The organism is Bacillus sp. RC51 (assembly GCF_044908115.1).
GTDB lineage: Bacteria > Bacillota > Bacilli > Bacillales > Bacillaceae_G > Bacillus_A > Bacillus_A mycoides.
Genome location: NZ_JBIYCW010000009.1, coordinates 16353 through 42127, shown reverse-complemented (window position 1 = coordinate 42127; position 25775 = coordinate 16353). Strand labels below are relative to the sequence as shown.

General features: G+C 35.6%; 27 protein-coding genes. 18 read left to right on the top strand and 9 right to left on the bottom strand.

Annotated features, from left to right (window positions below; translation table 11 throughout):
* Positions 1-94: 94 nt before the first annotated feature.
* Complete coding sequence (ytaF, locus tag ABH959_RS18170) at positions 95-706, top strand: sporulation membrane protein YtaF (protein WP_002091150.1); 612 nt, start codon at positions 95-97, stop codon at positions 704-706.
* 163 nt (positions 707-869) lie between these two features.
* Here ytaF and ABH959_RS18165 read toward each other — a convergent pair whose 3' ends face one another.
* Together ABH959_RS18165 and glsA are read right to left on the bottom strand one after the other, a co-directional pair.
* Positions 870-1214 carry a DUF3969 family protein gene (locus ABH959_RS18165; RefSeq protein ID WP_002091149.1) on the bottom strand — a complete coding sequence of 115 codons (345 nt, stop codon included), beginning with the start codon at positions 1212-1214 and terminating at the stop codon, positions 870-872.
* 172 nt (positions 1215-1386) lie between these two features.
* On the bottom strand, positions 1387-2316 hold the full coding sequence (glsA, locus tag ABH959_RS18160) for a glutaminase A (RefSeq protein ID WP_002151698.1): 930 nt from the start codon (positions 2314-2316) through the stop codon (positions 1387-1389).
* 324 nt (positions 2317-2640) lie between these two features.
* Between glsA and nagE the strand changes: the two genes are divergently transcribed.
* The 13 genes from nagE (at position 2641) to ABH959_RS18095 (ending at position 17598) form a co-directional block, all read left to right on the top strand.
* On the top strand, positions 2641-4134 hold the full coding sequence (gene nagE, locus ABH959_RS18155) for an N-acetylglucosamine-specific PTS transporter subunit IIBC (RefSeq protein WP_061674657.1): 1494 nt from the start codon (positions 2641-2643) through the stop codon (positions 4132-4134).
* A 264-nt stretch (positions 4135-4398) separates the two neighbouring features.
* Positions 4399-5649, top strand: a complete 1251-nt coding sequence (locus tag ABH959_RS18150) for a serine hydrolase domain-containing protein (RefSeq protein WP_404493016.1) — start codon at positions 4399-4401, stop codon at positions 5647-5649.
* Between the two features lie 86 nt (positions 5650-5735).
* Positions 5736-6551, top strand: coding sequence for a hypothetical protein (locus ABH959_RS18145; protein WP_002029609.1), 816 nt, complete (start codon positions 5736-5738; stop codon positions 6549-6551).
* 169 nt (positions 6552-6720) lie between these two features.
* Positions 6721-7122 carry an LSm family protein gene (locus tag ABH959_RS18140; protein ID WP_002166989.1) on the top strand — a complete coding sequence of 134 codons (402 nt, stop codon included), beginning with the start codon at positions 6721-6723 and terminating at the stop codon, positions 7120-7122.
* Between the two features lie 16 nt (positions 7123-7138).
* Positions 7139-7333 carry an LSm family protein gene (locus ABH959_RS18135; RefSeq protein ID WP_002139544.1) on the top strand — a complete coding sequence of 65 codons (195 nt, stop codon included), beginning with the start codon at positions 7139-7141 and terminating at the stop codon, positions 7331-7333.
* 13 nt (positions 7334-7346) lie between these two features.
* Positions 7347-8894: a glycosyltransferase family 2 protein gene (locus ABH959_RS18130; RefSeq protein ID WP_404493015.1), complete on the top strand. Its 1548-nt coding sequence runs from the start codon at positions 7347-7349 to the stop codon at positions 8892-8894.
* Positions 8884-10128, top strand: coding sequence for a nucleotide sugar dehydrogenase (locus ABH959_RS18125; protein ID WP_113937961.1), 1245 nt, complete (start codon positions 8884-8886; stop codon positions 10126-10128). Before ABH959_RS18130 ends, ABH959_RS18125 begins: the two co-directional genes overlap by 11 nt.
* Positions 10125-11090, top strand: coding sequence for an NAD-dependent epimerase/dehydratase family protein (locus ABH959_RS18120; RefSeq protein WP_113937960.1), 966 nt, complete (start codon positions 10125-10127; stop codon positions 11088-11090). Before ABH959_RS18125 ends, ABH959_RS18120 begins: the two co-directional genes overlap by 4 nt.
* Entirely contained in the window at positions 11083-12627 is a 1545-nt protein-coding gene (locus tag ABH959_RS18115) for a glycosyltransferase family 2 protein (protein ID WP_404493056.1), read from the top strand. The genes ABH959_RS18120 and ABH959_RS18115 overlap by 8 nt, the downstream gene beginning before the upstream one ends.
* A complete protein-coding gene (locus ABH959_RS18110) occupies positions 12599-12817 on the top strand; it encodes a hypothetical protein (protein WP_002125049.1) in 219 nt (72 codons plus the stop codon). The genes ABH959_RS18115 and ABH959_RS18110 overlap by 29 nt, the downstream gene beginning before the upstream one ends.
* A gap of 152 nt (positions 12818-12969) precedes the next feature.
* The gene (gene pflB, locus ABH959_RS18105; RefSeq protein ID WP_404449270.1) at positions 12970-15219 is read left to right on the top strand and encodes a formate C-acetyltransferase; all 2250 of its coding nucleotides are present in this window, start codon (positions 12970-12972) and stop codon (positions 15217-15219) included.
* Positions 15220-15288: 69 nt separating this feature from the next.
* Positions 15289-16020 (top strand): pyruvate formate-lyase-activating protein, encoded by a 732-nt coding sequence (gene pflA, locus ABH959_RS18100; RefSeq protein WP_002010313.1) that lies wholly within the window; start codon positions 15289-15291, stop codon positions 16018-16020.
* 411 nt (positions 16021-16431) lie between these two features.
* Positions 16432-17598 carry a diglucosyl diacylglycerol synthase gene (locus ABH959_RS18095; protein WP_404457945.1) on the top strand — a complete coding sequence of 389 codons (1167 nt, stop codon included), beginning with the start codon at positions 16432-16434 and terminating at the stop codon, positions 17596-17598.
* Between the two features lie 525 nt (positions 17599-18123).
* On the opposite strand, the gene ABH959_RS18090 is transcribed toward ABH959_RS18095, so the two are convergent.
* From ABH959_RS18090 to ABH959_RS18075, 4 genes are all read right to left on the bottom strand, one after another.
* Positions 18124-18243 (bottom strand): YfhE family protein, encoded by a 120-nt coding sequence (locus ABH959_RS18090; RefSeq protein WP_078178179.1) that lies wholly within the window; start codon positions 18241-18243, stop codon positions 18124-18126.
* A gap of 110 nt (positions 18244-18353) precedes the next feature.
* Positions 18354-18911 carry a GNAT family N-acetyltransferase gene (locus ABH959_RS18085; RefSeq protein WP_002091129.1) on the bottom strand — a complete coding sequence of 186 codons (558 nt, stop codon included), beginning with the start codon at positions 18909-18911 and terminating at the stop codon, positions 18354-18356.
* Between the two features lie 240 nt (positions 18912-19151).
* Positions 19152-20282, bottom strand: coding sequence for an amidohydrolase (locus ABH959_RS18080; RefSeq protein WP_002010318.1), 1131 nt, complete (start codon positions 20280-20282; stop codon positions 19152-19154).
* Positions 20283-20429: 147 nt separating this feature from the next.
* On the bottom strand, positions 20430-21335 hold the full coding sequence (locus tag ABH959_RS18075; protein WP_002140287.1) for a TIGR01777 family oxidoreductase: 906 nt from the start codon (positions 21333-21335) through the stop codon (positions 20430-20432).
* A gap of 81 nt (positions 21336-21416) precedes the next feature.
* Between ABH959_RS18075 and recX the strand changes: the two genes are divergently transcribed.
* Positions 21417-22229, top strand: coding sequence for a recombination regulator RecX (gene recX, locus ABH959_RS18070; RefSeq protein WP_002125056.1), 813 nt, complete (start codon positions 21417-21419; stop codon positions 22227-22229).
* 9 nt (positions 22230-22238) lie between these two features.
* A complete protein-coding gene (locus ABH959_RS18065) occupies positions 22239-22556 on the top strand; it encodes a YfhH family protein (RefSeq protein ID WP_002010323.1) in 318 nt (105 codons plus the stop codon).
* Positions 22557-22618: 62 nt separating this feature from the next.
* On the opposite strand, the gene ABH959_RS18060 is transcribed toward ABH959_RS18065, so the two are convergent.
* Together ABH959_RS18060 and ABH959_RS18055 are read right to left on the bottom strand one after the other, a co-directional pair.
* Positions 22619-22771, bottom strand: coding sequence for a YpzG family protein (locus ABH959_RS18060; RefSeq protein ID WP_002010325.1), 153 nt, complete (start codon positions 22769-22771; stop codon positions 22619-22621).
* A 32-nt stretch (positions 22772-22803) separates the two neighbouring features.
* Positions 22804-22962: a small, acid-soluble spore protein K gene (locus ABH959_RS18055; protein WP_002125059.1), complete on the bottom strand. Its 159-nt coding sequence runs from the start codon at positions 22960-22962 to the stop codon at positions 22804-22806.
* A 122-nt stretch (positions 22963-23084) separates the two neighbouring features.
* Between ABH959_RS18055 and ABH959_RS18050 the strand changes: the two genes are divergently transcribed.
* Positions 23085-23351 carry a YfhJ family protein gene (locus tag ABH959_RS18050; protein ID WP_002010328.1) on the top strand — a complete coding sequence of 89 codons (267 nt, stop codon included), beginning with the start codon at positions 23085-23087 and terminating at the stop codon, positions 23349-23351.
* Positions 23352-23375: 24 nt separating this feature from the next.
* On the opposite strand, the gene ABH959_RS18045 is transcribed toward ABH959_RS18050, so the two are convergent.
* Positions 23376-24356 (bottom strand): metal-dependent hydrolase, encoded by a 981-nt coding sequence (locus ABH959_RS18045; protein ID WP_002125060.1) that lies wholly within the window; start codon positions 24354-24356, stop codon positions 23376-23378.
* A 149-nt stretch (positions 24357-24505) separates the two neighbouring features.
* Here ABH959_RS18045 and mutY point away from each other — a divergent pair, with 149 nt between their 5' ends.
* Positions 24506-25603, top strand: a complete 1098-nt coding sequence (gene mutY, locus ABH959_RS18040) for an A/G-specific adenine glycosylase (RefSeq protein ID WP_002091125.1) — start codon at positions 24506-24508, stop codon at positions 25601-25603.
* Positions 25604-25775 lie beyond the last annotated feature (172 nt).

The window sequence follows — 25775 nt, the reverse complement described above, 5'->3', positions numbered from 1 at the left end:
TGAGCATTTATTACAAGTATATGAAACAGACAGGCACAGTTGCTCAACATTTTCATAATATGCAATGAAAAGTGAGAAAAGGGGTGACTGTACGATGAGTACGGCAGGTTTATTTTCAATTTTTTTAATCGGGATTGCGTCTAATTTAGATAATGCAGGTGTTGGGATTGCATATGGCATTCGTAAAATTAGAATTTCGTGGCTTAATAATTTTATCATCGCATTTTTTGGATTTTTATTTACTTTACTAGCTGGATTTTTTGGGAATTGGATCGCATTATTTATTTCAGAGTTCACAGCAAACATTATTGGAGCAATAGTTTTAGGAATAATCGGGGTGTTTATTTTATGTCAGCCTTTCTTGAGTCAAAAAGATACCGTAGAATCTAAAGATAGTAGTGTACTTATGGGGGTTTTACGTGATCCAGAAAAAGCAGATTTTGATGGTTCTAAAACAATTAGTTTTTCTGAAGCAATTGTTTTAGGAGTTGCATTGTCCATAAACAATATTGCAGGTGGATTTGATGCTGGAGTAACAAATTTAAATCTTTGGCTTACGGCATGTATTTCTGGAGTTTTTAGTTTTATTTGTATTAGTGGTTTTACGTATGTTGGTAAAAGATTTTTAGCTGAATACTTAGGGAAATGGGCAACTATAATTGCAGGTGTGTTATTAATTCTTATTGGAATTGATCAATTGTTGTAAGAATGATAGGGAAAACAGTATTCGAGTATTTCCTTGGAAATACACTAAGAAATTGCATATATCGACGTGAAATCTTTTCACGGTAATGAAAGATTGTAAGTATTATACAAATCTTTGTGTGTAAAAAGGTTTAAAAAAGTAAAAGCACCTGCATAGGTGCTTTTTAGCGTATATCTTCAATTAGTTGTGCACATTCATCATCATGCATACTGTACTCACTTAAAACTTGAATACAAAGCCATTTCAGTTCTTCGATACTATGCTCAAGTTCTTCGGGAAGTACATGGTAAATGTCTTCAAGTCCCATTCCGAAATGAATAAGTTCTAGTACTTGATCATCGATGTTCCGATCCATTAATAGTTCAAGCACTTCTAAATTGAATATGTATCGGTGAGCTTCATCGAGTGAAACAACTTTTAGTTTCAAACTTTCTACAATACTCAATATGAAAAGAAGAATTGTTTTTTCGAGAACAGGTTGTTTCTCCATTTGAAATATGAGTTTCATCTTTTACACCTCCACATACAGCGCTAGGTTGTACTATATTATTCAGGAGGGGGGAGCAAATATGCATAATAAAGAGAACTTTTATTACTGTTTTTTGAAGTGTGTTGATGCCTAGTAGAACGGATTTTTGTGAAATAAAAAATCCTGCCAATATAGCAGGATAACTTCTAAATTAAAACATACTCCAACCTTCTTGGGCAGAAAGTAATTCAAGAATTTTAAAACCAGCGATACTATTTCCGTTTGCATCTAAAGCTGGTCCGAAAATACCGATTCCCATTTCGCCTTTTACGCAGCCGAAAATTCCGCCCGCTACACCACTTTTTGCAGGGATTCCAACACGAATTGCAAATTCACCAGATTCATTATACATCCCGCAAGTAACCATAAATGTTTTACAAATTTTCGTAATATGTTTAGGGATGATCTGTTTCTTTTTATAAGGATCATACCCATCCATTGCAAAGATTAAACCAATACGTGCTAGATCGATACAGTTAACCTCAATTGCACATTGACGCGTATATAAATCCATAAGTTCTTCAATATCGTTATCGATGATGCCATTTTGTTTCATATAGTAACAAAGTGAACGGTTTAAGTAAGCTGTTTCTAATTCAGAAGTGGCAACTTTAGAAGAATAACTAATAGTAGGATTGTCTGTTATATCACGCACAAATTGAAGAATGCGTTCCATCTTCTCCTCGTTATCATTACCAGCTAGCATACTTGTAATAGCTAATGCACCTGCATTAATCATTGGATTAAGAGGCTTGGAAGAACTTGTCGTTTCAAGCTTAATAATAGAATTAAATGGGTCACCAGTTGGTTCCATTCCAACTTTAGAAAATACATATTCTTCACCACGGTCTAAAAGGGCAAGGGCAAGTGTAATTACTTTAGAAATACTTTGAAGAGTAAATAGTGTTTGTGAGTTACCAGCATGGATATATTCTGTTTCTTTATGAAAAATAGCAATCCCTAGATCATCTGGATTTGCATTTCCTAGTTCGGGGATATAAGTAGCAAGTTTTCCTTTTTTCGTATATGGTTTTACTTGTTCTAACAACTGCTGTAAGTTGTTTGTTTCAATGCACTGCATAGTACCAACGCTCCTATTTCGAATTAACTAAGTTTACTTTTCCCGATATGCTCGGAAATAAATAATAACATGAAAAAGTGGAATGATAAAACGAAAGTTGAATGTTCTATAGTGAGTCTTCAGTTTCGATTATTCCGTGTTAAAAAAGGAGAATTTTCCTTTTATATAACAGTTTGGAAATAGGAGATTTATCCATAAAAAGTTCGGAAATAAAAACTACACATCTATACAACTATATGTTATTATGGTTATGTAAATAGAAAGCGTTTTCTAAGGCGTACTTATAATGATAACGATTTCATAAATTTGATAGGGGGAATTAAAATGTTGCAGTTTTTACAACGTATTGGTAAAGCGTTAATGCTTCCAATCGCAGTGCTACCAGCAGCAGGATTATTGCTTCGTTTAGGGCAAGAAGATGTATTTAATATTCCTGTTATGGCACAGGCCGGTGCAGCAATTTTTGATAATTTAGCACTTATTTTTGCAATTGGTGTTGCAATAGGTTTGTCTATTGATGGTAGTGGAGCAGCAGGACTTGCTGGGGCAATCGGATATCTTGTTTTACAAAATACAACGAACGCTCTAAGTAAGGCATATTCAGCAGCAGAGCTGAATGATAAATTGAAAAGTGTTCAGGATTTAGTCGGTTCAGCAGATCCAACTAAATTAGCAGATACAATGACAAAAGTTTCAAAAGCAGCGGCGTTAACGCCAAAAATAAATATGGCCATACTTGGTGGTATTATTGCTGGGGTTGTTGCTGGATTACTATATAACAAATTCCATAAGATTAAATTACCAGAATGGTTAGGTTTCTTTGCGGGGAAACGTTTCGTACCAATCATTACTTCAATTGTAATGCTTCTTTTAGGATTAGTATTCGGTCAAATTTGGCCAACAATTCAAAGTGGTATTGATTCAGTAGCACACGGTATCGTAAACTTAGGTTCAGTTGGTGCTGGTTTATTCGGATTATTAAACCGTTTATTAATTCCAATCGGTTTACACCACGTAATGAATACATACTTCTGGTTTGTACTTGGTGACTTTACAAACGCAGCTGGTGATATCGTTCATGGTGATATTGCACGCTTCTTCGCAAAAGATCCATCAGCAGGTATGTTTATGACTGGTTTCTTCCCAATCATGATGTTCGGTTTACCGGCAGCATGTTTCGCAATGATTGCGGCTGCGAAACCAGAAAAACGTAAAATGGTTACAGGTATGTTAGGTGGCCTAGCATTAACTTCATTCTTAACTGGTATTACAGAACCAATTGAATTCTCATTCATGTTCTTATCTCCAGTACTATATGGTATTCATGCAGTATTAACAGGTCTTTCTTTATTCATTACAACAACACTGGGCATTCATGATGGTTTCTCATTTAGTGCCGGTGCAATCGATTACGTTTTAAACTTCGGTATTGCAACAAAACCTGTATTATTAGCAGGAATCGGTTTAATTTATGCAGCAATTTATTTTGCAGTATTCTACTTCTTAATTAAGAAGTTCGACTTGAAAACTCCTGGTCGTGAAGATGACGATGAGTTAGCTGAAGAGGGTGATGCACCAGTTGCAGGTTCAATTGGTGAAACTTACGTAGCAGCTTTAGGCGGAAAAGAAAACTTAGCAGTTATTGATAACTGTGCAACGCGTTTACGCTTACAAGTGAAAGATGCAAGTTTAGTAAATGAACCAGCATTAAAACGCGCAGGTGCAAAAGGCGTTATGAAATTAAGTAACACAAGTGTACAAGTTATCGTAGGTACAAATGTTGAATCTGTTGCCGATGATATGAAAAAACACGTATAAATAGTTAGATAAGAGGATATCCAAAAAGATTGATAACACCAGTCTTTTACAGGATATCCTCTTTTATTATGTTGAAATTTTAAAGGGAATCTTACTTTTGTAAATTTTCTTTTTCTTTTTTATACATATAGGTTGGTAATATGTTCAGCGCGTGATAAAGTAGGGATGACATAGAATGGAATGTCTATAATCTACTGAAATGATTTGGAGAAAGTCTTGTGTAGATGAATTAAATTATCGGTAAATAAGGGGAAAAAGGTAATCATGGATCAGGAAAAAAATACTGTTAATGGGAAAGTACGTCGTCCGATTGTATACATAAAAAGAACAATCATTCTCGTCCTACTATTTTCACTTGTATATTTCATGTATACAAAAATTGTTGCGCATAATAAAAAAGAGGAAACTTTAAAAGCAGCAGCAGAAATGAAAAAACAAGAAGAGATAAAAAAGATAGAAGAAGTGAAAAGGCAAGAAGCTGAAAAACAAAGAAAACAAAAAGAACAGGAAGAACAGATAAAACAGGCGCAAGTTATAGAGAAACCTGCTGAAGGACCGCCTCAAGAAATTAATGAAAACGCTCAATTGGATCAATATTTACAGAGCATGGGATTTAGTGGGACAGCTGTTATTGTGAAGAATGGGAAAGTTCTTGTGAATAAAGGATACGGCATGGCTAATAAAGAGAAGCAAGTGCCGAATAATTCAGAGACGACCTTTTATATTGGTTCTATTTCAAAAGCATTTGTGGCGACTGCTATTATGCAACTCAAAGATCAAAATAAGTTACAAGTAGAGGATACAGTTGCAAAGTATATTCCAGACTTTCCTCAAGGTAATAGCATTCAGTTAAAACATCTATTAACACATACATCAGGCATTCCGGAATATGAGCAGGGAAAAGAGGATATTTCTCATGAAGAACTGATAAAGCGGATAGGAAATCAAAAGCGTATCGGGAGTCCAGGAGAGAAATGGAAGTATTCCGATTCGAACTACTCTATACTTGCTTACATTGCTGAGAAGGTAAGTGGACAGTCGCTCGAAGAATATATAAAACAACATATTTTTGCGACTGCGGGTATGAAACATTCTGGTTTCGGTACAGCGTTGGAACAAACAAGATTCCCATCAACGGGTTATAAAATAGTGAATAACAATATGACAACACCTAATATTCCGAGCATGTCACAACTATATGGTTGTGGTGATATATATACGAGCGCGCATGATTTATATTTATTTAATGAAGCACTCTTTTCTGGAAAATTAATTTCAAAAGAGAGTTATAATCAAATGTTTACAGCCGTGAAAAAGGATTATGGATTTGGCTGGTATGTAGATCCAGGAAGCTATTCAAATCACGGTGTAATGCCAGGTTGGAATTGCTTAAATGGTTTTAGTAAAAATGGTAGTGTATATGTGGTTTTATTATCTAACATTCAAAATAACATTAAATCATTTGGTAAAGTGAATAACGACATTTATACGATGTTACGAAATATAGAAGTGTAAAAGACTGTCCTTTTGGATAGTTTTTTTTGCATTGAGGAAATATATGTGCGGTGCGATAATGAAATAAATGGAAAAGGGGGAGGTTTATGAGTATACATAAGCATCATGCACGCAATGCGAAACGAACTTTGTTTATAGCTATCATTGTATGGATTATCGTTGTAATTGGATTAGTTATGGAATATAAAAAAGGAACAATATTCACTTCAGATAAAGAAATTCTGAAATTAATAGGTATTTTGCTACCAGCGTTTGGATTACTAATATATAGTTTTATAGAAAAACGAAGAGCAAAAATGCTTAGACAGGATAATTGTAATATAGGGAGCTCTAGATTATTTGAACAACAAAAGTTCGTTGTTCGTAGAGAGGTAGGGGTATTTCAAGTAATAACGTACTTTGGATTAGATGGCAGTGCAGTAGGGTTTTTAAAAGAAGAGTATAATTCCGTTATTCAAAGTATATGGAAAGGTGCACTTTCTTTTCTTTTTAAGGGACTACATAAGCAACAATTTTATTTATATAATCAATCGGGAGAAAGGTTGCTGCGTGTTCAAAAGAAGATGGGCGTGCGTAACTTCTATATATTTTATAGTGTAAATGGAAAGAAAATTGGAGAGTTGAAACAAGTACTAAGTTTAACAAAATGGGAATGGATATTTTTAGAGATGAATGGTAAGGAAATTGGTAAAGTGACTGGGGACTTTTCAGCAACAATGCAGAAAATAGACTGGCAAGATGGAACACATATTGATGTGAAAGAAGATGGTATTCCGTTAGAAGCTGCAAAATATTTTTCGGCAAGTGGTGGATCCCTTGTTACAGCTTCTATATCCGGACAAGCAGAATTATCAAGAGCGGTATATTACGGCGTAGCTGCCATTGTGACAATTAAAAATTAAAGATTAACAAAGAGATAGATGGGAAACCATCTATCTTTTTTTATGCTCTGAAACAATTATTTCTTTTAGAAAATGTATGTCTTACCTATCACAAAAAAAGCCTGTTTTGTATAGATTAAGATGTATGGATGTATTTTTTATAATTTAAAAATAATAGGAGGAGAAGTGTATGTGTCTGTTCGGTAAGTATTGGAAAAAGTTATCGAGATTGTTTAATAGACAATTAGATTATTTTTTAGATAATAAGTTATTGCCTGCTGTGGAACGACTTTTATTTTCACAAAACTTCGCGAAGTTTATTCAAAGAAATTCTAAGCAAGCTACGGAAGAATTTATAGAATCAAGTCAATTTCAATCTATTATTTGTAACATTTTGAAAGAATGTAATATATCACCTTTTAAAGAAATTGCAAAGCAGTATTTAGGTAAAAACGTAGAAATTACTGTGACAGTTGGACAGTTAACAGGTGTTATTGTAGCAGTTGGTGATGATTTCTTAACATTGCAAGAAGGAATTGGAACAGAAGTTTTATTACCATTTACAAGTATTATATCAATTAAAGAAGTGTAAGAAAGGAGACCTATATATGTTATTTACTGATGAATTGCGTAAGCATGTTGGTGAGTTAGTGCAAGTTGTGACAGCTGTAGAAATTGTTGCAGGCATTCTTTTATCTGTGACGGACGGGGCAGTAAGTGTTCGTACTTCTCCTTCTTATGGACCACCGGAAGATGTGGTTGTACGTATTCCTATTATTTCTTATGTTCGTTTGGAAGGGTAAGCGTGATACAAGCATGAGAGTATCAGTTGTTATTCCAGCGCATAATGAAGCAAGTACTTTATCACAAGTTTTAGTAGAAGTAGAGAAGCTCGAACCGTATGAAATTATTGTAGTAGATAATGGATCGACAGATGGAACGAGGGAAATCGCATTAGAGCATAATTGTCATGTGATTTACTATAGAAATCCCCTCGGTAATGATGTGGGACGGGCAGTTGGAGCTAAAGAAGCACAAGGTGAAATTATATTGTTTTTAGACGGTGATATTGTCATTGAGAGTAAAGAACTACAACGTTTCGTGAAAGGAATTCAGCAGGGTCATCAAATCGTTGTGAATAATTTAACATGGTCTGTGTATTTAAAGATGAGACCACATTATACAACAGTTGGAAAATGTATGTTGAATCGTTATTTGAATAAAAAAGAGCTTGTTGTTGGTTCTTTAATTGCAATTCCACATGCGATGAGTAGGGAAATTATTCAGAATCTTGGGTGGTGGAACTTAGCAGATCCAGCGCTATTTCAAGCGATGGCGATGTCTAGAGGAGTAGATATTGTCGATATGGCTTCGGTTGATGTAATTCATACAAATAAAGTTCGTCCTGTGCATACTGGTACATCACCTGGTTCTCCTTATCCGAAAGCGACTAGTCGCATTATGGGCGATCATTTACGTGCTTTGCAATACGTAATCGAAACATATGGTAAACGTGGCGGTTTTTCGGAGGGAAACAGGGATAGAGAGTTTATAGGGAAGTATAAACCAGTTTTATTACAAAAGGAAAAAGCGAAATACAGTGCTATTATACCCGTATCAGAAGAAAAAATGACTATAAGATCTGTCATACAGGAAGTGAAAAAAGCAGGTGTAGATGAAATTATAGTTGTTGCGAATGGAGCAGATGCCGAGACAATTAAACAAGCAAAGCTAGAGAATGTTATTGTAGTTGAATTCGCGAAGGCACTTGGACATAATGTAGCACGAGCGATAGGGGCTATGCATGCTACGGCAGATATTTGTTTATTTGTTGATGGCGATTTTGTTATTCCGGCAAAAAAGCTAATTCCATTTTTGCATGCTATTGAAGACGGAAATGATGTGGCGTTAAATGATTTGCAATGTTTGTTAGATATGTTTCACCCGGCAGATCCAATTAGTATGGGTAAATATTTCGTGAATTTGGTAGCGAAACGACCAGATTTATGGAACAACTCATTGACGGCAGTGCCACATGCTATGCATAAAAAGGTAATAGAGAAAATTGGATATGATTCTCTTATCATTCCACCACTAGCTCAAATGAAAGCTATTTTAGAAGAATGTTCTATTACAACAGTGGAATTCGTAGATGTTATAAAAACAAATCGAGTACGTCCAGAGCAGCATGGGTTTGTAAATGGACGAATTCCTGCATTCGATCGTATTTTCGGTGATCAGCTTGAGGCGATTGCTTATTTATTACAACATACGAATGGGCGCGGGAGTTTTACAGACGGAGAAAGGGATAGAGATATAATACTACAATTGAGAAGGGAAGAAGAGAATATAGATGAATGCTAGTAGTAAAGTAACCATTATTGGATTAGGATATGTTGGCCTTCCTTTAGCGGTCCTTTTTGCAGAAAGAGGACATGCTGTACTGGGATTAGATAAAGATACTAGGAAGATAGAATCAATAATTAAAGGAGAAAGTTATATTCCTGATGTTTCTTCTAAAGTATTACAAGGCTTAATAAACGAAAGAAGATTAATAGTGAATACACCAGATAAAGGTGTTGCGGATTTTAAGCGTAGCGATTATGTTATTGTGACCGTGCCAACCCCAATTAATGAGCAGAAAGAACCAGATTTAAGTGCCCTCATTTCAGCCTCCCATTATATACAACAAAACCTTCAAAAAGGACAAACCTTCATTTTTGAAAGCTCCACATATCCAGGTACACTGGAGGAAGTTATCATTCCGATTATTTCTCAAACAGGTAAAAAGGTAGGAGAAGATTATTATATTGGCTATTCACCAGAGCGAATTGACCCAGCGAATAGCCAGTATTCAGTCGAAACAATTCCAAAAGTTATTAGTGGACAAACCGAGCAGTGTAAACAAAAAGTACAGGATTTGTATAGCACTATATTTGATGTAATCGTTCCAGTTAGCTCCCCGAAAGTAGCCGAGATGTGTAAGCTATTTGAAAATATTCAGCGCTTAGTTAATATTTCATTAGTAAATGAGCTAAATATACTTTGTGAAAGTTTGAATATTAATTTTTATGAGGCACTTGAAGCAGCATCTACAAAACCATTTGGATTTACTCCGTATTGGCCAGGACCAGGAATAGGGGGACATTGTATACCGGTAGACCCTTTATATTTTCAATGGAGAATAAAAAAGAATGGAGCAATTAGCCGATTAATTGAGGCGGCACATGTAATTAATGAAGAAATGCCAGAGAAAATAGTCCGGAAAGTAAAAGACATGGTGCAATCACCCGCAACGGTTTTAATAGTAGGGATTGCATATAAGAAAGACGTAAATGATTTGAGAGAATCACCGGCGTTGCCAATTATTCAATTATTAATAAAAGAAGGATACAAGATAGAATATCATGATCCGTATATTTCTACAGCGAAAATTGGAGATACACTATATCAATCTGTTCCATTAGATGAACAAAGAATTAAACAAGCAGATTGTATTTTAATTGTAACGGATCACTCTAGTATCGATTGGAATCTTTTTAAAGGGATTGAGCGATTAATAGATACACGTGGAATCGTAAAGAAGGTGAGTGTATGAGTGAAAAATGTTTGATTACAGGTGGAGCAGGATTTATTGGTTCGCATTTAGCTGAAGAGTTGGTGAAAAGAGGTTATGAAGTTACTATTGTGGATAACTTCTATAAAGGAAAAAATAAATATCATAATGAGTTAATGAAAGAGCTCCGGGTTATTCCAATAAGCGTTTTAGATAAAAATTCAATTTATGAATTAGTGAATCAACATGATGTGGTGTTTCATTTAGCGGCAATTTTGGGAGTCAAAACTACAATGGAAAAAAGTGTAGAGCTTATTGAAACAAATTTCGATGGAACGAGAAATATTTTACAAGCAGCGTTAAAAGGGAAGAAGAAAGTAGTATTTGCATCTACTTCTGAAGTATATGGAAAGGGAGAGCCACCATTCTCTGAAGAAGGAGATCGTTTATACGGTGCAACTTCCAAAATACGTTGGAGTTATGCAATTTGTAAAACGTTAGAGGAAACATTATGTTTAGGGTACACATTAGAAGGTTTACCTGTAACGATTGTTCGGTATTTTAATATTTATGGTCCAAGAGCGAAAGATGGTCCGTACGCAGGAGTAATTCCACGATTTATTCGTGCGGCTTTGCAAGGTGACGATATTCTCGTGTATGGAGATGGAAAGCAGACACGCTGCTTTACGTATGTAAGTGATGCGGTCGAGGCAACAATTCGTGCAATGGATGAGAAGGTAAATGGTGAAATTATTAATATAGGTTCTGAGAATGAAAAAAATATAAGGGTAGTAGCGGAAGATATAAAAAAATTAACGAAGTCTATTTCCAAAATTGTGCACGTTCCATTTGAGGAAGTATATCCACATGGATTTGAAGAGATTCCAAATAGAAGACCAGACGTAACGAAATTAAGAGAACTTGTTCAGTTTCAAGCGAAAGTAACGTGGGAACAAGGATTGAAAGAAACTATTAAATGGTTTCGTGAAGAAAACAATGGCTAAGTCGTTATCAGTTATTATTCCCGTATGTAATGAAGTGGATACGATTTCAGATGTGGTTCAATCGGTAAAACCATTGAATCCAGTAGAGATTATTGTAGTAGCAAATGGTTGTAATGATGGTACAGAAGCGATTGCTGAGAGCTTAGGATGTACAGTAATCCAGCATAAAGAGTCACTTGGTAACGACGTTGGACGCGCAGTTGGTGCAAAACATGCGATAGGTGATGTATTACTGTTTGTAGATGGAGATTTTGCTATTCAAACTTCAAAATTACAATTATTCCTTAATCCGATTTTACATGATCAGGCGGACATCGTTTTAAATAATTTGGACGCATTATTTTTAAAGAAACAAAAACCGCACTCCGTGACAGTATGGCGCCAAATATTAAATGCAATGTTAGAGCGTGAAGAATTAAAAATTGATTCTTTATTATCTGTACCTCATGCGCTGACGAAGGAAGTTGTGCAAAGTATTGGAGACGAATGTTTTGTTAATCCTATTGTGGCTCATCTACGCCTAGCACAAAGTAAATGGAGAATTAGTCGTCATTGTGCAATTGACGTTATTACGCCAAATAAATTTCGTCCATTCGAGCATGCTGCATATGGCACGGATCTTTCTCAATCTGAAAAACGAATGATAGGTGATCATATAGAAGCTGTAGCAGAGCGGATATTAGGCAGCGATGGGCGCGGAGGATATTATGATGGAAATAGGAAAAGAGAGAGTGTCTATCATACTCTAAATTTTGAAGATTTTTATCAAGGATGGGGCGTTACATCTAATTTGTATAAAGGAGAGCAATTATCGGTAATTATTCCTGTGCAAAATGAAGAGAAAACAATTGGAAACGTTATAGAAGAGCTTCGCAAAATTGAACCTTTTGAAATCATCGTTGTTGTAAATGGTTCGTCCGATAAAACGGCAACAATTGCAAAAGACAAGGGAGCAACAACAATTGTGTATAAAGAAGCACTTGGAAACGATGTGGGGCGTTCGCTTGGAACTTATTTTGCAAAAGGAGAAATTGTTTTATTTATAGACGGTGACTTTGTTATTCCAGCTAGTGAGCTATATCCCTTTGCAAAAGCTATTGCAGATGGAACGGATGTCGCATTAAATGATTTAAATCATTATTTAGATTTGAGAGTACCAATTCATCTTGTAACAGCATTTAAATATGCATTAAATTTAGCTTGTGATAGAAAAGATTTAGGAGTAGGCTCTCTTATTGCTGTACCTAATGCGTTTAGTCGTACTTGTTTGAAGGAAATAGGGTATAAATCATTATTGTCACCTTGTGTAGCACAAGTGAAAGCTGTACTTTCAGGTTTTGAAATTGCTTGTGTAAGTCGTGTCGATGTTGATAAGATGAACCGTATTCGTCCCAGTGAACATTTCGCAAAAATAGGTCATCCTCCAGCTGTCCTTCGAATTATTGGTGATCATATAGAAGGATTAGAGCAATTAATTGCATTAACAAACAGTCGTGGTGGATTTTACGATGGAAATAGAAAAAGAGATGTTTTATAGTGGTAACAAAAAAAGTGTACAACGTATGTACACTTTTTTGCTCTGTTATAAAAACTATAACAGATTAGGAGATAAGAGTATTACAGCTCTACAATGGGTATCGTTCTTATATTACAAAATAGGACTCGTATATAAGAATACCAAAAAAATACAATTAAAGAAAGGGTTAATTCTAAAGAGTTTTATATGAGGTTAACACTATGTATGTAGTAGTTTGCTCAACATTTCACAAACATGTCACAACTATTTCGTCCACTTCCGAAAAAAAGTAGTATTCTAAGTGTGTAAGCTGTTATATAAAAAAACGTAGTCCTGTACTAATCAAAAATGGAGGAGATTAGGATGACTCAAGTATTAGAAAATGTAAAAAGCGCGTGGGAAAACTTTAAAGGTGAAAAATGGAAAGCAGAGATTGATGTTCGCGATTTCATTTTAAATAATGTAAACGTTTACGATGGAGAAGACTCTTTCTTAGCGGAAGCAACTGAAGCAACGAAACAACTTTGGGATCAAGTAATGGATTTAACAACAAAGGAACGTGAAAACGGTGGCGTTCTTGATATGGATACAAAAATTGTTTCTTCTATTACATCACATGAACCAGGATATTTAAATAAAGATATTGAAAAAGTGGTCGGTTTCCAAACTGATAAACCATTTAAACGTTCTTTACAACCATATGGTGGTATTCGTATGGCAGAACAAGCTTGTGAAGCGTATGGATATGAAATGGATAAAGAACTTAGCAAGATTTTCAGAGACTGGCGTAAAACTCATAATCAAGGTGTATTTGATGCATACACACCAGAAATGAAAGCGGCTCGTAAATCAGGTGTTATTACTGGTCTTCCAGATGCGTATGGACGTGGACGTATTATCGGTGACTATCGCCGCGTAGCGCTATATGGTATAGATCATTTAATTGAAGCGAAAAAAGCTGATTATAATTTAACTGGCGGTGTAATGAGCGAAGATACAATGCGTTTACGTGAAGAATTATCTGAGCAAATGCGTGCACTTCAAGAGTTAAAACAGATGGCTGCTTCTCATGGATTCGATATTTCTAAGCCAGCTACAAATGCACAAGAGGCCTTCCAATGGTTATACTTTGCTTATCTTGCAGCAATTAAAGAGCAAAATGGGGCAGCAATGAGCCTTGGACGTACCTCTACATTCTTAGATGTTTACATTGAAAGAGATTTAGCAAATGGTACTTTAACAGAAGAAAAAGCACAAGAAATTGTTGACCATTTCATTATGAAATTACGTCTTGTGAAATTTGCAAGAACACCTGATTATAATGAACTATTCTCTGGAGATCCAACTTGGGTAACTGAATCTATCGGTGGTATGGCGTTAGACGGTCGTCCGTTAGTAACAAAAAACTCATTCCGTTTCTTGCATACATTAGATAATTTAGGACCAGCACCAGAACCAAACTTAACAGTTCTTTGGTCTAAACAATTACCAGAGAACTTTAAAAACTACTGTGCAAAAATGTCTATTAAAACATCAGCAATTCAATACGAAAATGATGACATTATGCGTGCTGACTACGGTGATGACTACGGTATTGCTTGTTGTGTATCAGCAATGAGAATTGGTAAACAAATGCAGTTCTTCGGAGCACGTGCAAACTTAGCGAAAGCATTACTATATGCGGTTAACGGTGGTAAAGATGAAAAGTCAAAAGCACAAGTTGGTCCTGAATACGCACCAATTACTTCTGAAGTATTAGATTATGAAGAAGTTATGCGTAAATTCGATATGACAATGGAATGGTTAGCTGGTCTATACTTAAATACATTAAATGTAATTCACTATATGCACGATAAATATAGCTATGAACGTATTGAAATGGCACTTCACGATACAAATGTTCTTCGTACAATGGCAACAGGTATCGCTGGATTATCTGTAGTAGCAGACTCTTTAAGTGCAATTAAATATGCACAAGTAAAACCAATTCGTGATGAAAATGGTATTGCAGTTGATTTCGAAATTGAGGGAGATTTCCCTAAATACGGTAACAATGATGATCGTGTAGATGAAATCGCAGTAAATCTTGTGAAAACATTTATGAACAAGATTCGCAAACATAAAACATACCGTAATTCTGTTCATACAATGTCAATCTTAACAATCACATCTAACGTTGTATACGGTAAGAAAACTGGTAACACTCCAGATGGACGTCGTACTGGAGAACCATTTGCACCGGGCGCAAACCCAATGCATGGCCGTGATACAAAAGGTGCATTAGCATCATTATTATCTGTAGCTAAATTACCATATGAAGATGCACAAGATGGTATTTCAAATACATTCTCTATTATTCCAAAAGCACTTGGTAAAGAAGATGATGTACAAGTACGCAACTTAGTATCTATGCTTGATGGATATGCAATAAAAGAAGGACACCACTTAAATATTAACGTATTTAACCGTGAAACATTAATGGATGCAATGGAGCATCCTGAAAAATATCCACAATTAACAATTCGTGTATCTGGTTACGCTGTTAACTTTATTAAATTAACTCGTGAACAACAAATTGATGTAATAAACCGTACAATGCATGAAAGCATGTAAGTGAAAAAAGTGTCCCTCCGCTTTTAATATATAGCGGAGGGAGGCTGTTTCAATAAAGGAGGAAGTAACATGGTAAAAGGAAGAATACATTCTGTAGAGTCTTGTGGTACTGTTGATGGCCCAGGGATTCGTTATGTCATATTTACACAAGGGTGTTTATTACGTTGTCAATATTGTCATAATGCTGATACATGGGAAATCGGTAAAGGTAAAGAAATAACAGTTGAAGAAGTGATGCAGGATGTGACATGTTACCTTCCATTTATTGAAGCTTCTGGAGGCGGTATAACAGTTAGCGGTGGAGAGCCACTATTACAGCTAGACTTCTTAACCCAGTTGTTTAAAAAGTGCAAAGAAGCTGGTATCCATACAACAATCGATTCTTCTGGCGGTTGTTATTCTGAAGAACCAGAATTCCAAAATAAGCTAGATATTTTAATGGAGTATACAGATTTAGTTTTATTGGATTTGAAGCATATTGATTCAAAGAAACATCGTAAATTAACAGGGAAACCAAATGAACACATTTTACAATTTGCTCGTTATTTATCGGATAGAAAGAAACCAATTTGGGTAAGACATGTATTGGTTCCCGGCGTTACCGATGGTGAAGAGGATTTGCAAAAATTATCAAACTTTATTCAAAGTCTATCTAATGTTAAGAAAGTGGAAGTGCTGCCATATCATAAGCTCGGTGTTTATAAATGGGAGGCACTTGGACATAAGTATCCACTTGCGGATGTGAATCCACCGACAGAAGAAAATGTTGAACATGCAAAACATATTTTACAAGCAGTCTAACCTAAACATTTGGTTAGGCTTTTTGTTTCTTCATAATAAAATCTAGAGTATATATTTAGAAAAGAGTATACTGAAAAGGGAATATCCATATTTTTGTAAAGAATAAGCGGAGAAATTTACATAATTGTAAAGGGAAATCAAAATAGTAAAAAGAATTAAGAAGTAAAAGAGTGAGTATTATGGAATATAGAACATTTGTAAGTTATTGCGAAAGCTCTTATAGGAAAGTATAATGTAAAGATATGAGCACAGATAGGATTAAGGGGTCAATCTTATATGCTTTGCATATCCACGACAGATACATAGCTAACAGGAAAGTATTAGAATCCGAGTATGTAGTTTTTAAGGAAAATGTTTTTCCTATTGTCGTATATGCAATATGGAGAAACAAAAAGCTAGGAGTGGATTTGTTTGATAAAAAACCCCAAGGTTTTAATATTAACTGCACATTACGGTAACGGTCATGTGCAAGTGGCAAAAACATTAGAACAAACATTTCGTCAAAAAGGAATCGAAGATGTAATTGTATGCGACTTGTTTGGAGAATCACATCCAGTTATAACCGATATTACAAAATATTTATATTTAAAAAGCTATACGGTAGGAAAAGAATTATATCGTTTGTTTTATTATGGTGTAGAGAAAATTTATGATAAAAAAATAGCATCTTGGTATGCGAATTTTGGGAGAAAGCGTTTGAAGACGCTATTACAGGTGGAGAAACCGGATATTGTTATTAATACCTTTCCAATCATCGCTGTACCAGAATTGAAAAAGCAAATAGGTATTTCTATTCCTGTTTATAACGTATTAACGGATTTTTGCGTGCATAAAATATGGATCCATCGAGAAGTAGATCGTTATTTTGTAGCAACCGATCATGTGAAAAAAGTGATGGTTGATATCGGTGTACCTGCAGAACAAATTGTTGAAACAGGGATTCCGATTCGTAGCAGTTTTGAGCTAAAGATAAATCCAGCAATTATATATAATAAATATCAGTTATGTAAGGATAAAAAGATGTTACTAATTGTAGCAGGTGCTCATGGTGTGCTAGGGAGTGTAAAAGAGCTATGCCAGTCATTTATGTCAGTACCAAACTTACAAGTAGTTGTCGTTTGTGGGAAAAACGAAGCTTTAAAGCAGGATTTAATGGAACTACAGGAACAAGGTTCTGATGCTTTAAAAGTATTTGGTTATGTTGAAAACATTGATGAATTGTTCCGTGTTACTTCTTGTATGATTACGAAGCCAGGTGGTATTACATTAAGCGAAGCAGCTGCATTACAAGTACCTGTCATTTTATATAAACCTGTCCCAGGACAAGAGAATGAAAATGCGTTGTATTTTGAAAAAAAAGGGGCTGCAGTTGTAATTCGTGATGATAGTGAAGTTTTTGCAAAAACAGAGGCGTTATTACAAGATGATATGAAGCTTCTTCAGATGAAAGAAGCAATGAAAAATATTTATCGTCCTGAGCCAGCTGGTCATATTGTGGATACAATTTTGGCAGAAAATCATGCAGAGCCGAATCATATACCTATTAAATCACCAGTTCTTGCCGAATCTTTTACTTAATATGAAACCCTCTTTTAAGCATTTAAAGAGGGTTTTTTTTATTGTTGTAAAAAAAATAAACGTGAATTATTAACTTATCCCGCTATTTGTGGGCAGTAAGACCCCTACCTCAAAATTCAGCGAAAGCAAAGAAGTTAGGTGGGGATTAACTGCCCGCAAAAGCCCGATTGGTGAGGGCTAATAATCAGTGGGGATAAACAAAACTTCCACTGATTAAAGTTTCACTTTATCCACAAAGGATTACGCTTTCATTAGACAGTAAAATCGGAATATTAACAGCTATATCCACATAATCCACAATTTTTAGAAAATTATCCACAATTCTCACGTTTAGAATTCATTTAAATAAATGAATTCGTAAAATACTTTTGTAATTTATGCACAATTCTACGGTTTTTGTGGATAAGGTTGTCCACAAAAAAGGTTCCTTATAAATAAGGAACCTTTTTTGCTAATTCATTGGAAAATCTTATGTAATGAAACTGAATAATTAGGGGGGAAACCTTCTAATTATTCAGTTTCACTTTAAATACTTTTTGAGCGATAGCCCGCTGCACGATCTGCTTTTCGAAATTCTCGCTGATAGAGAACTTCTTGTGTACTAGATAATGTGTTTTTTGCTTTATCATGTTTCTTTTTATCCATTACAAATCACCTCGTGTCCTAAAGTCACTATCTATCGTTTCCAAAGACATGGGGTGATATACATATATGTCAAACTAGTAATGATTGATTATTATTTCTGAATTTTTAGATTACGCTTCTTTTAATTGGTGTGCTTCTTGGAATGTTGTATCTCGCATTGTTGCAAGTGTATACTGATCTTTTGGAATTTCATATAAATTATATACTTCTTCATGCGCGTTAATTTCATCATAAACGGCTTTTCTTGTTTCGTTTGCTAGATTTACATATTGTAGTTTTTCGGCAGCTTTAATAGACCGAATATTTATTTTACGAATACGCATAAAAATCGTTTCAATATCTAATTCATAGAAAAGTTCGCTAAAAAATGAATCTTTCGCCAATTTATTATATCCTTTACCATGATATGGTTTGCCAAGCCAAGTTCCGAGGAATCCAGCTTTTTCTTGCACATCAAATAAAGTAATTGTGCCGATGGGGTTACCCCATTCATCTAAAATTGTGCGTGAGATTAATTCTCCACGCTCTTCGGCTTCGATTGTTTGTTTCGTTAAAAATAAATATTCTTCATAAGAATAGGCCTTTTGACGCACAAAAGGGAAGACAGCAGGATCCACCATTAATTCGTATAGAACGTGGCTGTCGTGTAAGTCGCGTTTTTTCAACACACTAACTCCTCCTCACACGAGGGTAGCATGACGAAAAAGCACCCACCCTCGAAATTTTTATATCAATCTTTAAAAAATTTCGGGGTGGGAATCGAACCCACTAGAACCAGTTTCTAACGCTGGTGGCGCACCATTTGCCTTCCCCATTCATCAATTTGAAAATGATAATCACGACACAAATTGATTATGGTTTCATTCAGTTTATAATCGTATAATACTGTATCTAGTCAAAAAAATAAACTAGTTTTTTTTATTTTTTTTGTAAATTATTTTTCCGTCAATCATAGTGAGTACAGGCTTGGCTAAATAATGGAAAGGATGATGTGTCCATAACACGAGGTCAGCATCTTTTCCAACATCAATGCTTCCAATTCTATCCTCCAAACGTAAATTTCGAGCTGGGAAAATAGTGATTCCTTCCAACGCTGTTTTCTCATCTAATCCTTCTCTTACTGCAATGGCAGCGCAAACATTTAAATATTGAATTGGTGTATAAGGGTGGTCGGTTGTAATAGAAACTTCTACTCCATTTTTCGATAAAATATGATAAGTATCCCACGTTTTGTTTTTAAGTTCGATTTTCGAACGTCGCGTAAGAGTAGGTCCAACTGAAACTTTTAAATTGTGTTTCGAAAGCTCTTCAACAATAAAGTGTCCTTCTGTACAATGTTCAATACGTAAATCAAGATTGAATTCTGTCGCAAAGCGTAAAGCTGAAGTGATATCATCTGCGCGGTGAGCGTGGATACGTACCGGTATTTCTCGGCGGAGTGCTTTTAAAATAGGTAGCATTCGAAAATCAGCTTCATGCCCGTAGTGTTGTGCGTCATAGAATGATTCACGAAGTAACCCCATAATTCCCATACGTGTTATTGATTCTTTTGTACCGTTACTATGGAACTTTTTAGGGTTTTCTCCAAAGGCAATTTTTAAACCAGCAGGTTCCTGAATAATCATATGATCTATGCAAGTTCCAGCAGTTTTTATTACGCAAGTAGTACCGCCGATAATGTTTTGGCTTCCGGGCATCACGTGAACAGTCGTAACACCATTTTGTACAGCGTCTTGAAATGCAATATCAAAAGGATGAATCCCGTCTAAAGAACGGATATGTGGTGTTGAAACTTCGGATGTTTCATTTGCATCATTACCAGCCCAACCAGTACCTTCATCGTAGAGGCCAAGGTGAGTATGAACATCAATAAATCCAGGCAAGAGATGAAGAGCTCGTGCATCTATAACGGTCATATCCTGAGTAGTATCAATATGAGGTTTGACCGCGGCAATGCGTTCTCCTATAACGAGTACATCTCCTTGAAACTTTTGGGATGTAATAGGATATACAATGGCTTGTTTGAGCAATATTTTCATAGAGACCTCATTTCCGTCACCTTGTAATGTGTAGAATAGGTTTAGACAAAGTAACTGAAAGGTTTTTCGTGTAGTAATGCTCCGGTGTTTAAAAAGTAAGAAGTCTTGGAGGAGATAGACTACCCGTAAAACTGTATTTTAAAAGTACTACATTGTATGCAAGAGGATATTTTGTAATGCATGGTTAACTGTTGGAAATGTGTATTGATATCCATGTTTAATAGCTTTATTGGGTAATACATGTTGCCCTTCTAATACAAGTATACTCATCTCACCGAGTAAAGCGCGAAGTACAAATGAAGGAACAGGTAGCCAATGAGGTCGCCTAGTTATAGTGGCAATAATTTCACCGAACTCTTTCATCCGTATTGGCGTTGGCGCTGTAATATTAAAAGGTCCGTCAATTTCTTTTTTGTGAATGATGAAATCAATCATGCGAACGACATCGTCTATATGAATCCATGATAACCATTGGTTTCCAGATCCAAGTGTACCGCCGATATATAATTGATAGGGAAGTAGCATTTTTGGAAGAGCTCCTCCATCTGCGCCTAATACGACTCCAAATCTTGTGTAGACAGTTCTTATTCCAATGGAGCGGGCTTTAGATGCTTCTTGCTCCCACAAATATACTGTGTTTGCTAAAAAGTCATCTCCTGGAGTCTCTTGCTGTTCTGTAAAAGATTCGGTTTCAGATGTCCCATAGTATCCAATGGCACTTGCATTAATAAATGTGTGTGGCTTTGTTTCAAGTGTTTGTAATTGTTTAATGAGTCCTTTTGTTGTTTGAATTCTACTGTTTAAAATTGATTCTTTTTGTTTTTTTGTCCATCTACTATTAATAGATTCTCCGGCTAGATTAATAACTACATCGATAGAGGAGAGAGGGAAGGTCTGTAAATCCGGTGTCCACTGTACGTATTGAAGGTTAGTGTGTGAAGTTTCAGCAATTTTTTTTCGAGTAAGAATGTAAACAGTAAATCCCTTTTGAATAAAAAAACTAGAAAGGGATTTGCCTATAAAGCCAGAGCCACCAGAAATTGCGATTTTCACAATCATTTCCTCCTCATTATATATATTCTTGAAAAGAAAAAACGTTCCTTGACTATGTTAAAATAATAGAGAGGTGAGAGTATGACTGTCATTACAAAAATAGAAGTGCAAAAACGATCGAAAGAACGATTTAATATTTATATTGATAAAGGTCAAGGCGAAGAGTACGGGTTTAGTGTGAATCAATCAATCTTAATGAAACATGGGTTACAAAAAGGCTTAGAAATTGATGAAGTAGCGTTAGGGAATATTTTGTACAATGAAGAGGTACAAAAAGCATATTTACAAGCGATTTCCTATTTATCCTATCAAATGAGAACAAAACAAGAAATAGAAGATTTCTTACGAAAAAAAGAAGTGGGACAGGCCATCATCTCTGAAGTCGTTTCGAAATTATTACATGATCGATATATTAATGATAAAGAGTACGCTATTTCATACGTGCGAACGCAAAGTAATGTGAATCAAAAAGGTCCAACTGTTATTAGGAGAGGGCTATTAAGTAAAGGTGTTCAGGATTTAATCATTACACATAGTTTACAAGAGTATCCAAAGGAGAAGCAAATGGAGAATGCTTTGTTTCTTATAGAAAAGAAGAAAAAATCTTATCAAAAGCATTCATTTTTACAAATGAAGCTAAAGTTAGATGAAATGCTTGTTCGTAAAGGATATTCTAGAGATGTGATTCAAATTTGCTTGGAAGAATTGAAAGACGAAAAAGATGACGAACAGCAAGAAGAAGCGTTACACTATCATGGGAATAAATATTATGAGAAATATAAGAAGTATGATGGTTGGACATTCGAAAATAAGGTGAAGCAAGCGTTATATCGAAAAGGATTCTCTATTGATGAGATAGATATATTTTTACAAATGAAACGTGAAGAGGGATGAGGAAATAAGATGGGTACGCCAAAACGCTATAGTGAAATGACACCACATGAGCTAAGGGAAGAAATTGGGGTTTTGAAGGAGCAAGCAGTAAAGGCTGAGCAACTTGGAATTGTAAATGAATTCGATGTATTAATGAGAAAAATGGCTATGGCTCGTGCTTATATGATAGATATAAATAAATTCCATATTGGTGAGACATATGAATTAGTAGAAGAACCTGGTGTGGTATTTAAAATTACGTATTTCAATGGGGTATTTGCTTGGGGATATAAGCAACATGATAATGAAGAGATTGGAATACCAATTTCCTTGCTACAAGAAAAATAAAAACCAGAGAGCGAATCTCTCTGGTTTTCATCTTTGGTAGGCGTTAAAGGAGATAGGAGATTCTAAAATTGGCGTTTTTTACATTCGTTTGCCAGTATAATGAGAGACTGGGTTTGTTGCGTCTGTCCGTTAACTTGCGCCTTCGCATGTTTTGGACGAGTCCACGTATGGTTAAATAATTCAGAACGACGATCTAAATGGTCACGGTAGCTCATCTTTATCACCTCGTGTAGGAATTTAATTTGTACTACTCTTCCTGCTGATTTGCAGCACGCATACGCTCTTGTGGGTGCGTGTTAATTGTGCCGTTAGGTCGTTTCGAAGCGAAGCGTGATTTCGCTTTCGGTTGACTGTCGATTTTGCTGTTGTTTTTTGACTCAGACCAAAATTCGGCTTGTCTACCCATTAAGAACGCCCCCTCATTATCAGTTGATACCTCTTTAAGAAGTATCACTTATAGAATGTGCAAAATAGAAGAAACTATCCTTTAGAAATTAAGGGAATAAATAGGTAAAAGGAGAATAGAACATGAATGATATTTATGAAACATTAACGAAAGAATTATTAGATAAAAATGACAACCTTTCTTACGCACAAGCTCGTGCATGGGTTGAATTACTGTGGGAAGACTTCCGAACAACTTATGCTAAATCAGGTCGTTACCAAGGTGAGGAAATGACTGAACAAGTGGTACGAACATGGGTTAATAATCATGGAGGGCGCCTTCATGAAATGCGTACAAATAATCCGAAGTATAGCCATTTAATCAATCAAGAAGATCATTTGAAACATTAAAAAAAGCGACGTAGGTCGCTTTTTTTAATGTGGAAGCAATTCCAGTTTCTTTCGAAGTTTCTCTTCGCTGAAAATCCATCCTGTATATGAACTAATAATATTTAAATTTTGATCGAGCTGAACGATTGCGACGAATGGATAATAATCTTTACTTCGATACCGCAAATCAATAAATCGAACTTCATAATAGTTATCATAATCGAAAATATCCCAGCGATATACAGGCGAGAAAGATAAGAAAGCAGATATATTTTCATCTCGCACAGCGGCTTGCATAATGGCGGTATTCGGGAACGGTACGCGATTAAATTTATCGTATACAAGGATGTTACCGCGGTGCCATCTTGCTACGTAGTAATGTTCAGTTGTAACGACGGCTAAATGATAATGATAAAATTTGTAAGAAGGAGAAATAATTACTTTCTCTACATTTTTGAAACGTTTGTATACTACACTTTTAATATTTCGATGCATCATAATGCGGCCGATATAGTAAACAAACATTAATATATACGCTGCTAAAGCAGTATAGCCTTTATGTGCTCCGACAAGCATACAGGCGATAGCAAGTATATGGATAAAGAAAATGACAGTATCAAACGTATTAATTATGCCGAGCGCTACCCATTTTTTTGTGAAGGGCCTTAATGCCTGTGTACCATAGGCATTGAAAATATCCACAAAGACATGAAGAAAGACGGCAATAAATGACCAAAGTAGTAGATGCAGATAGGGAGCGTCTGAAAAGAAGGCGAAAGAGATGCCACTTATAAGGAGTGACCAAAGGATCACTGCAGGGATGGAATGAGTAATCCCGCGATGATTTCTTATATATTTAGCGTTATTACGCAATTTTAAAACTGTATCGATGTCAGGAATATTGGAACCGGCAATTGTTGCAAGCATCACTGCTTGTGGCCCAATATCACTTTGTGCTATAGCTGGATCTAATGTTGCCAAACTGCCTAGAGTAACGCCCATAACAAGGTGAGTGGCTGTGTCCATAGAAATCCACCTCCGTTTTTTATTAATGTAACTCTTTTTATTCGATACCTCAAGTCCTTTGCCTTCTATTTCCTATGTCATCTTACTTAAATTTTTTCCTAAAATCTTTATAATAGTACGTATATGCAAAAAAATGAGGGGGATCAAGTTTGACACTTGAAATATTAAATGAGTTTAACATAGAACAGTTTCAAAATGATTTAATTGGTTGGTTTGAAAAAGAACAACGTGATTTACCGTGGCGAAAAAATAAAGATCCATACCGTGTTTGGGTTTCAGAAATTATGTTACAGCAAACAAGGGTAGAGGCTGTAAAACCATATTACGCAAATTTTATGGGGAAGTTTCCTACGCTTGAAGCGCTAGCAACTGCCGATGATGAAGAAGTATTAAAAGCATGGGAAGGCTTAGGTTATTATTCTAGAGCACGAAATTTACATGCTGCAGTAAAAGAGGTAAAAGAAGTATACGGCGGGACAGTACCGAGCGATGTAAAGAAAATTGAAAAATTAAAAGGAGTGGGACCATATACAAAAGGTGCCATTTTAAGTATTGCATATGGCATACCAGAGCCAGCGGTTGATGGAAATGTTATGCGCGTATTATCTCGTATTTTATCAGTGTGGGATGATATTGCAAAACCGAAAACGAGAAAAGTTTTTGAAGAGATTGTGCGTGAAATTATTTCTATAGAAAATCCATCTTATTTTAACCAAGGTTTGATGGAATTAGGGGCATTAATTTGTATACCGAAAAATCCATCTTGTTTACTTTGTCCTGTACGTGAACATTGCAGAGGGTATGCTGAAGGTGTTCAAAAAGAACTACCAGTGAAGAGTAAAGCGAAAGCACCTACAATGGTACCGCTCGTTGCGGGAGTACTTCAAACTGAAGATGGCCGTTACGTAATTAATAAACGCCCAAGTACGGGATTACTGGCTAATATGTGGGAGTTCCCGAATATTGAACTAAGTGAAGGTATTCGTAATCAAAAACAACAGCTTACGGATTATATGAAGGAGAGCTTTGATCTCTCTGTTTCTATTGATGAATACGCGATGAATGTACAACATACTTTTACACATCGTACTTGGGATATCTTCATATTTTACGGAAAAGTAACAGGTAATATTGTCGAAACGGATACATTAAAGTTTGTATCGAAAGAAGCGTTTGAACAGTTACCTTTCTCGAAATCACATCGTACAATTTACGAAAAGTGTGTTGAGAAAATTACAATGCAGTAAAGTGAAACTTTAATCAGTGGGGGGTTTCTTCATCCCCCACTGATTATTAGCCCTCACCAATCGGGCTTTTATGGGCAGCAAGGCCCCAACCTAACTTCTTTGCTTTCGCTGCATTTTGAGGTGGGGTCTTACTGCCCGGCGAATAGCGGGATAAATAATAAAAACGTGTTCC

Coding starts and splice junctions, on each gene's coding strand:
- ABH959_RS18050 (WP_002010328.1), top strand. CDS start 23,085: ATGAATGATATTTATGAAACATTAACGAAAGAATTATTAGATAAAAAT.
- ABH959_RS18130 (WP_404493015.1), top strand. CDS start 7,347: ATGAGAGTATCAGTTGTTATTCCAGCGCATAATGAAGCAAGTACTTTA.
- ABH959_RS18150 (WP_404493016.1), top strand. CDS start 4,399: ATGGATCAGGAAAAAAATACTGTTAATGGGAAAGTACGTCGTCCGATT.
- ABH959_RS18135 (WP_002139544.1), top strand. CDS start 7,139: ATGTTATTTACTGATGAATTGCGTAAGCATGTTGGTGAGTTAGTGCAA.
- ABH959_RS18165 (WP_002091149.1), bottom strand. CDS start 1,214: ATGAAACTCATATTTCAAATGGAGAAACAACCTGTTCTCGAAAAAACA.
- ABH959_RS18120 (WP_113937960.1), top strand. CDS start 10,125: ATGAGTGAAAAATGTTTGATTACAGGTGGAGCAGGATTTATTGGTTCG.
- ABH959_RS18080 (WP_002010318.1), bottom strand. CDS start 20,282: ATGAAAATATTGCTCAAACAAGCCATTGTATATCCTATTACATCCCAA.
- ABH959_RS18145 (WP_002029609.1), top strand. CDS start 5,736: ATGAGTATACATAAGCATCATGCACGCAATGCGAAACGAACTTTGTTT.
- ytaF (WP_002091150.1), top strand. CDS start 95: ATGAGTACGGCAGGTTTATTTTCAATTTTTTTAATCGGGATTGCGTCT.
- ABH959_RS18110 (WP_002125049.1), top strand. CDS start 12,599: ATGGAAATAGAAAAAGAGATGTTTTATAGTGGTAACAAAAAAAGTGTA.
- ABH959_RS18125 (WP_113937961.1), top strand. CDS start 8,884: ATGAATGCTAGTAGTAAAGTAACCATTATTGGATTAGGATATGTTGGC.
- pflB (WP_404449270.1), top strand. CDS start 12,970: ATGACTCAAGTATTAGAAAATGTAAAAAGCGCGTGGGAAAACTTTAAA.
- pflA (WP_002010313.1), top strand. CDS start 15,289: ATGGTAAAAGGAAGAATACATTCTGTAGAGTCTTGTGGTACTGTTGAT.
- ABH959_RS18065 (WP_002010323.1), top strand. CDS start 22,239: ATGGGTACGCCAAAACGCTATAGTGAAATGACACCACATGAGCTAAGG.
- ABH959_RS18045 (WP_002125060.1), bottom strand. CDS start 24,356: ATGGACACAGCCACTCACCTTGTTATGGGCGTTACTCTAGGCAGTTTG.
- ABH959_RS18090 (WP_078178179.1), bottom strand. CDS start 18,243: ATGGATAAAAAGAAACATGATAAAGCAAAAAACACATTATCTAGTACA.
- ABH959_RS18140 (WP_002166989.1), top strand. CDS start 6,721: ATGTGTCTGTTCGGTAAGTATTGGAAAAAGTTATCGAGATTGTTTAAT.
- glsA (WP_002151698.1), bottom strand. CDS start 2,316: ATGCAGTGCATTGAAACAAACAACTTACAGCAGTTGTTAGAACAAGTA.
- nagE (WP_061674657.1), top strand. CDS start 2,641: ATGTTGCAGTTTTTACAACGTATTGGTAAAGCGTTAATGCTTCCAATC.
- ABH959_RS18055 (WP_002125059.1), bottom strand. CDS start 22,962: ATGGGTAGACAAGCCGAATTTTGGTCTGAGTCAAAAAACAACAGCAAA.
- ABH959_RS18115 (WP_404493056.1), top strand. CDS start 11,083: ATGGCTAAGTCGTTATCAGTTATTATTCCCGTATGTAATGAAGTGGAT.
- recX (WP_002125056.1), top strand. CDS start 21,417: ATGACTGTCATTACAAAAATAGAAGTGCAAAAACGATCGAAAGAACGA.
- ABH959_RS18060 (WP_002010325.1), bottom strand. CDS start 22,771: ATGAGCTACCGTGACCATTTAGATCGTCGTTCTGAATTATTTAACCAT.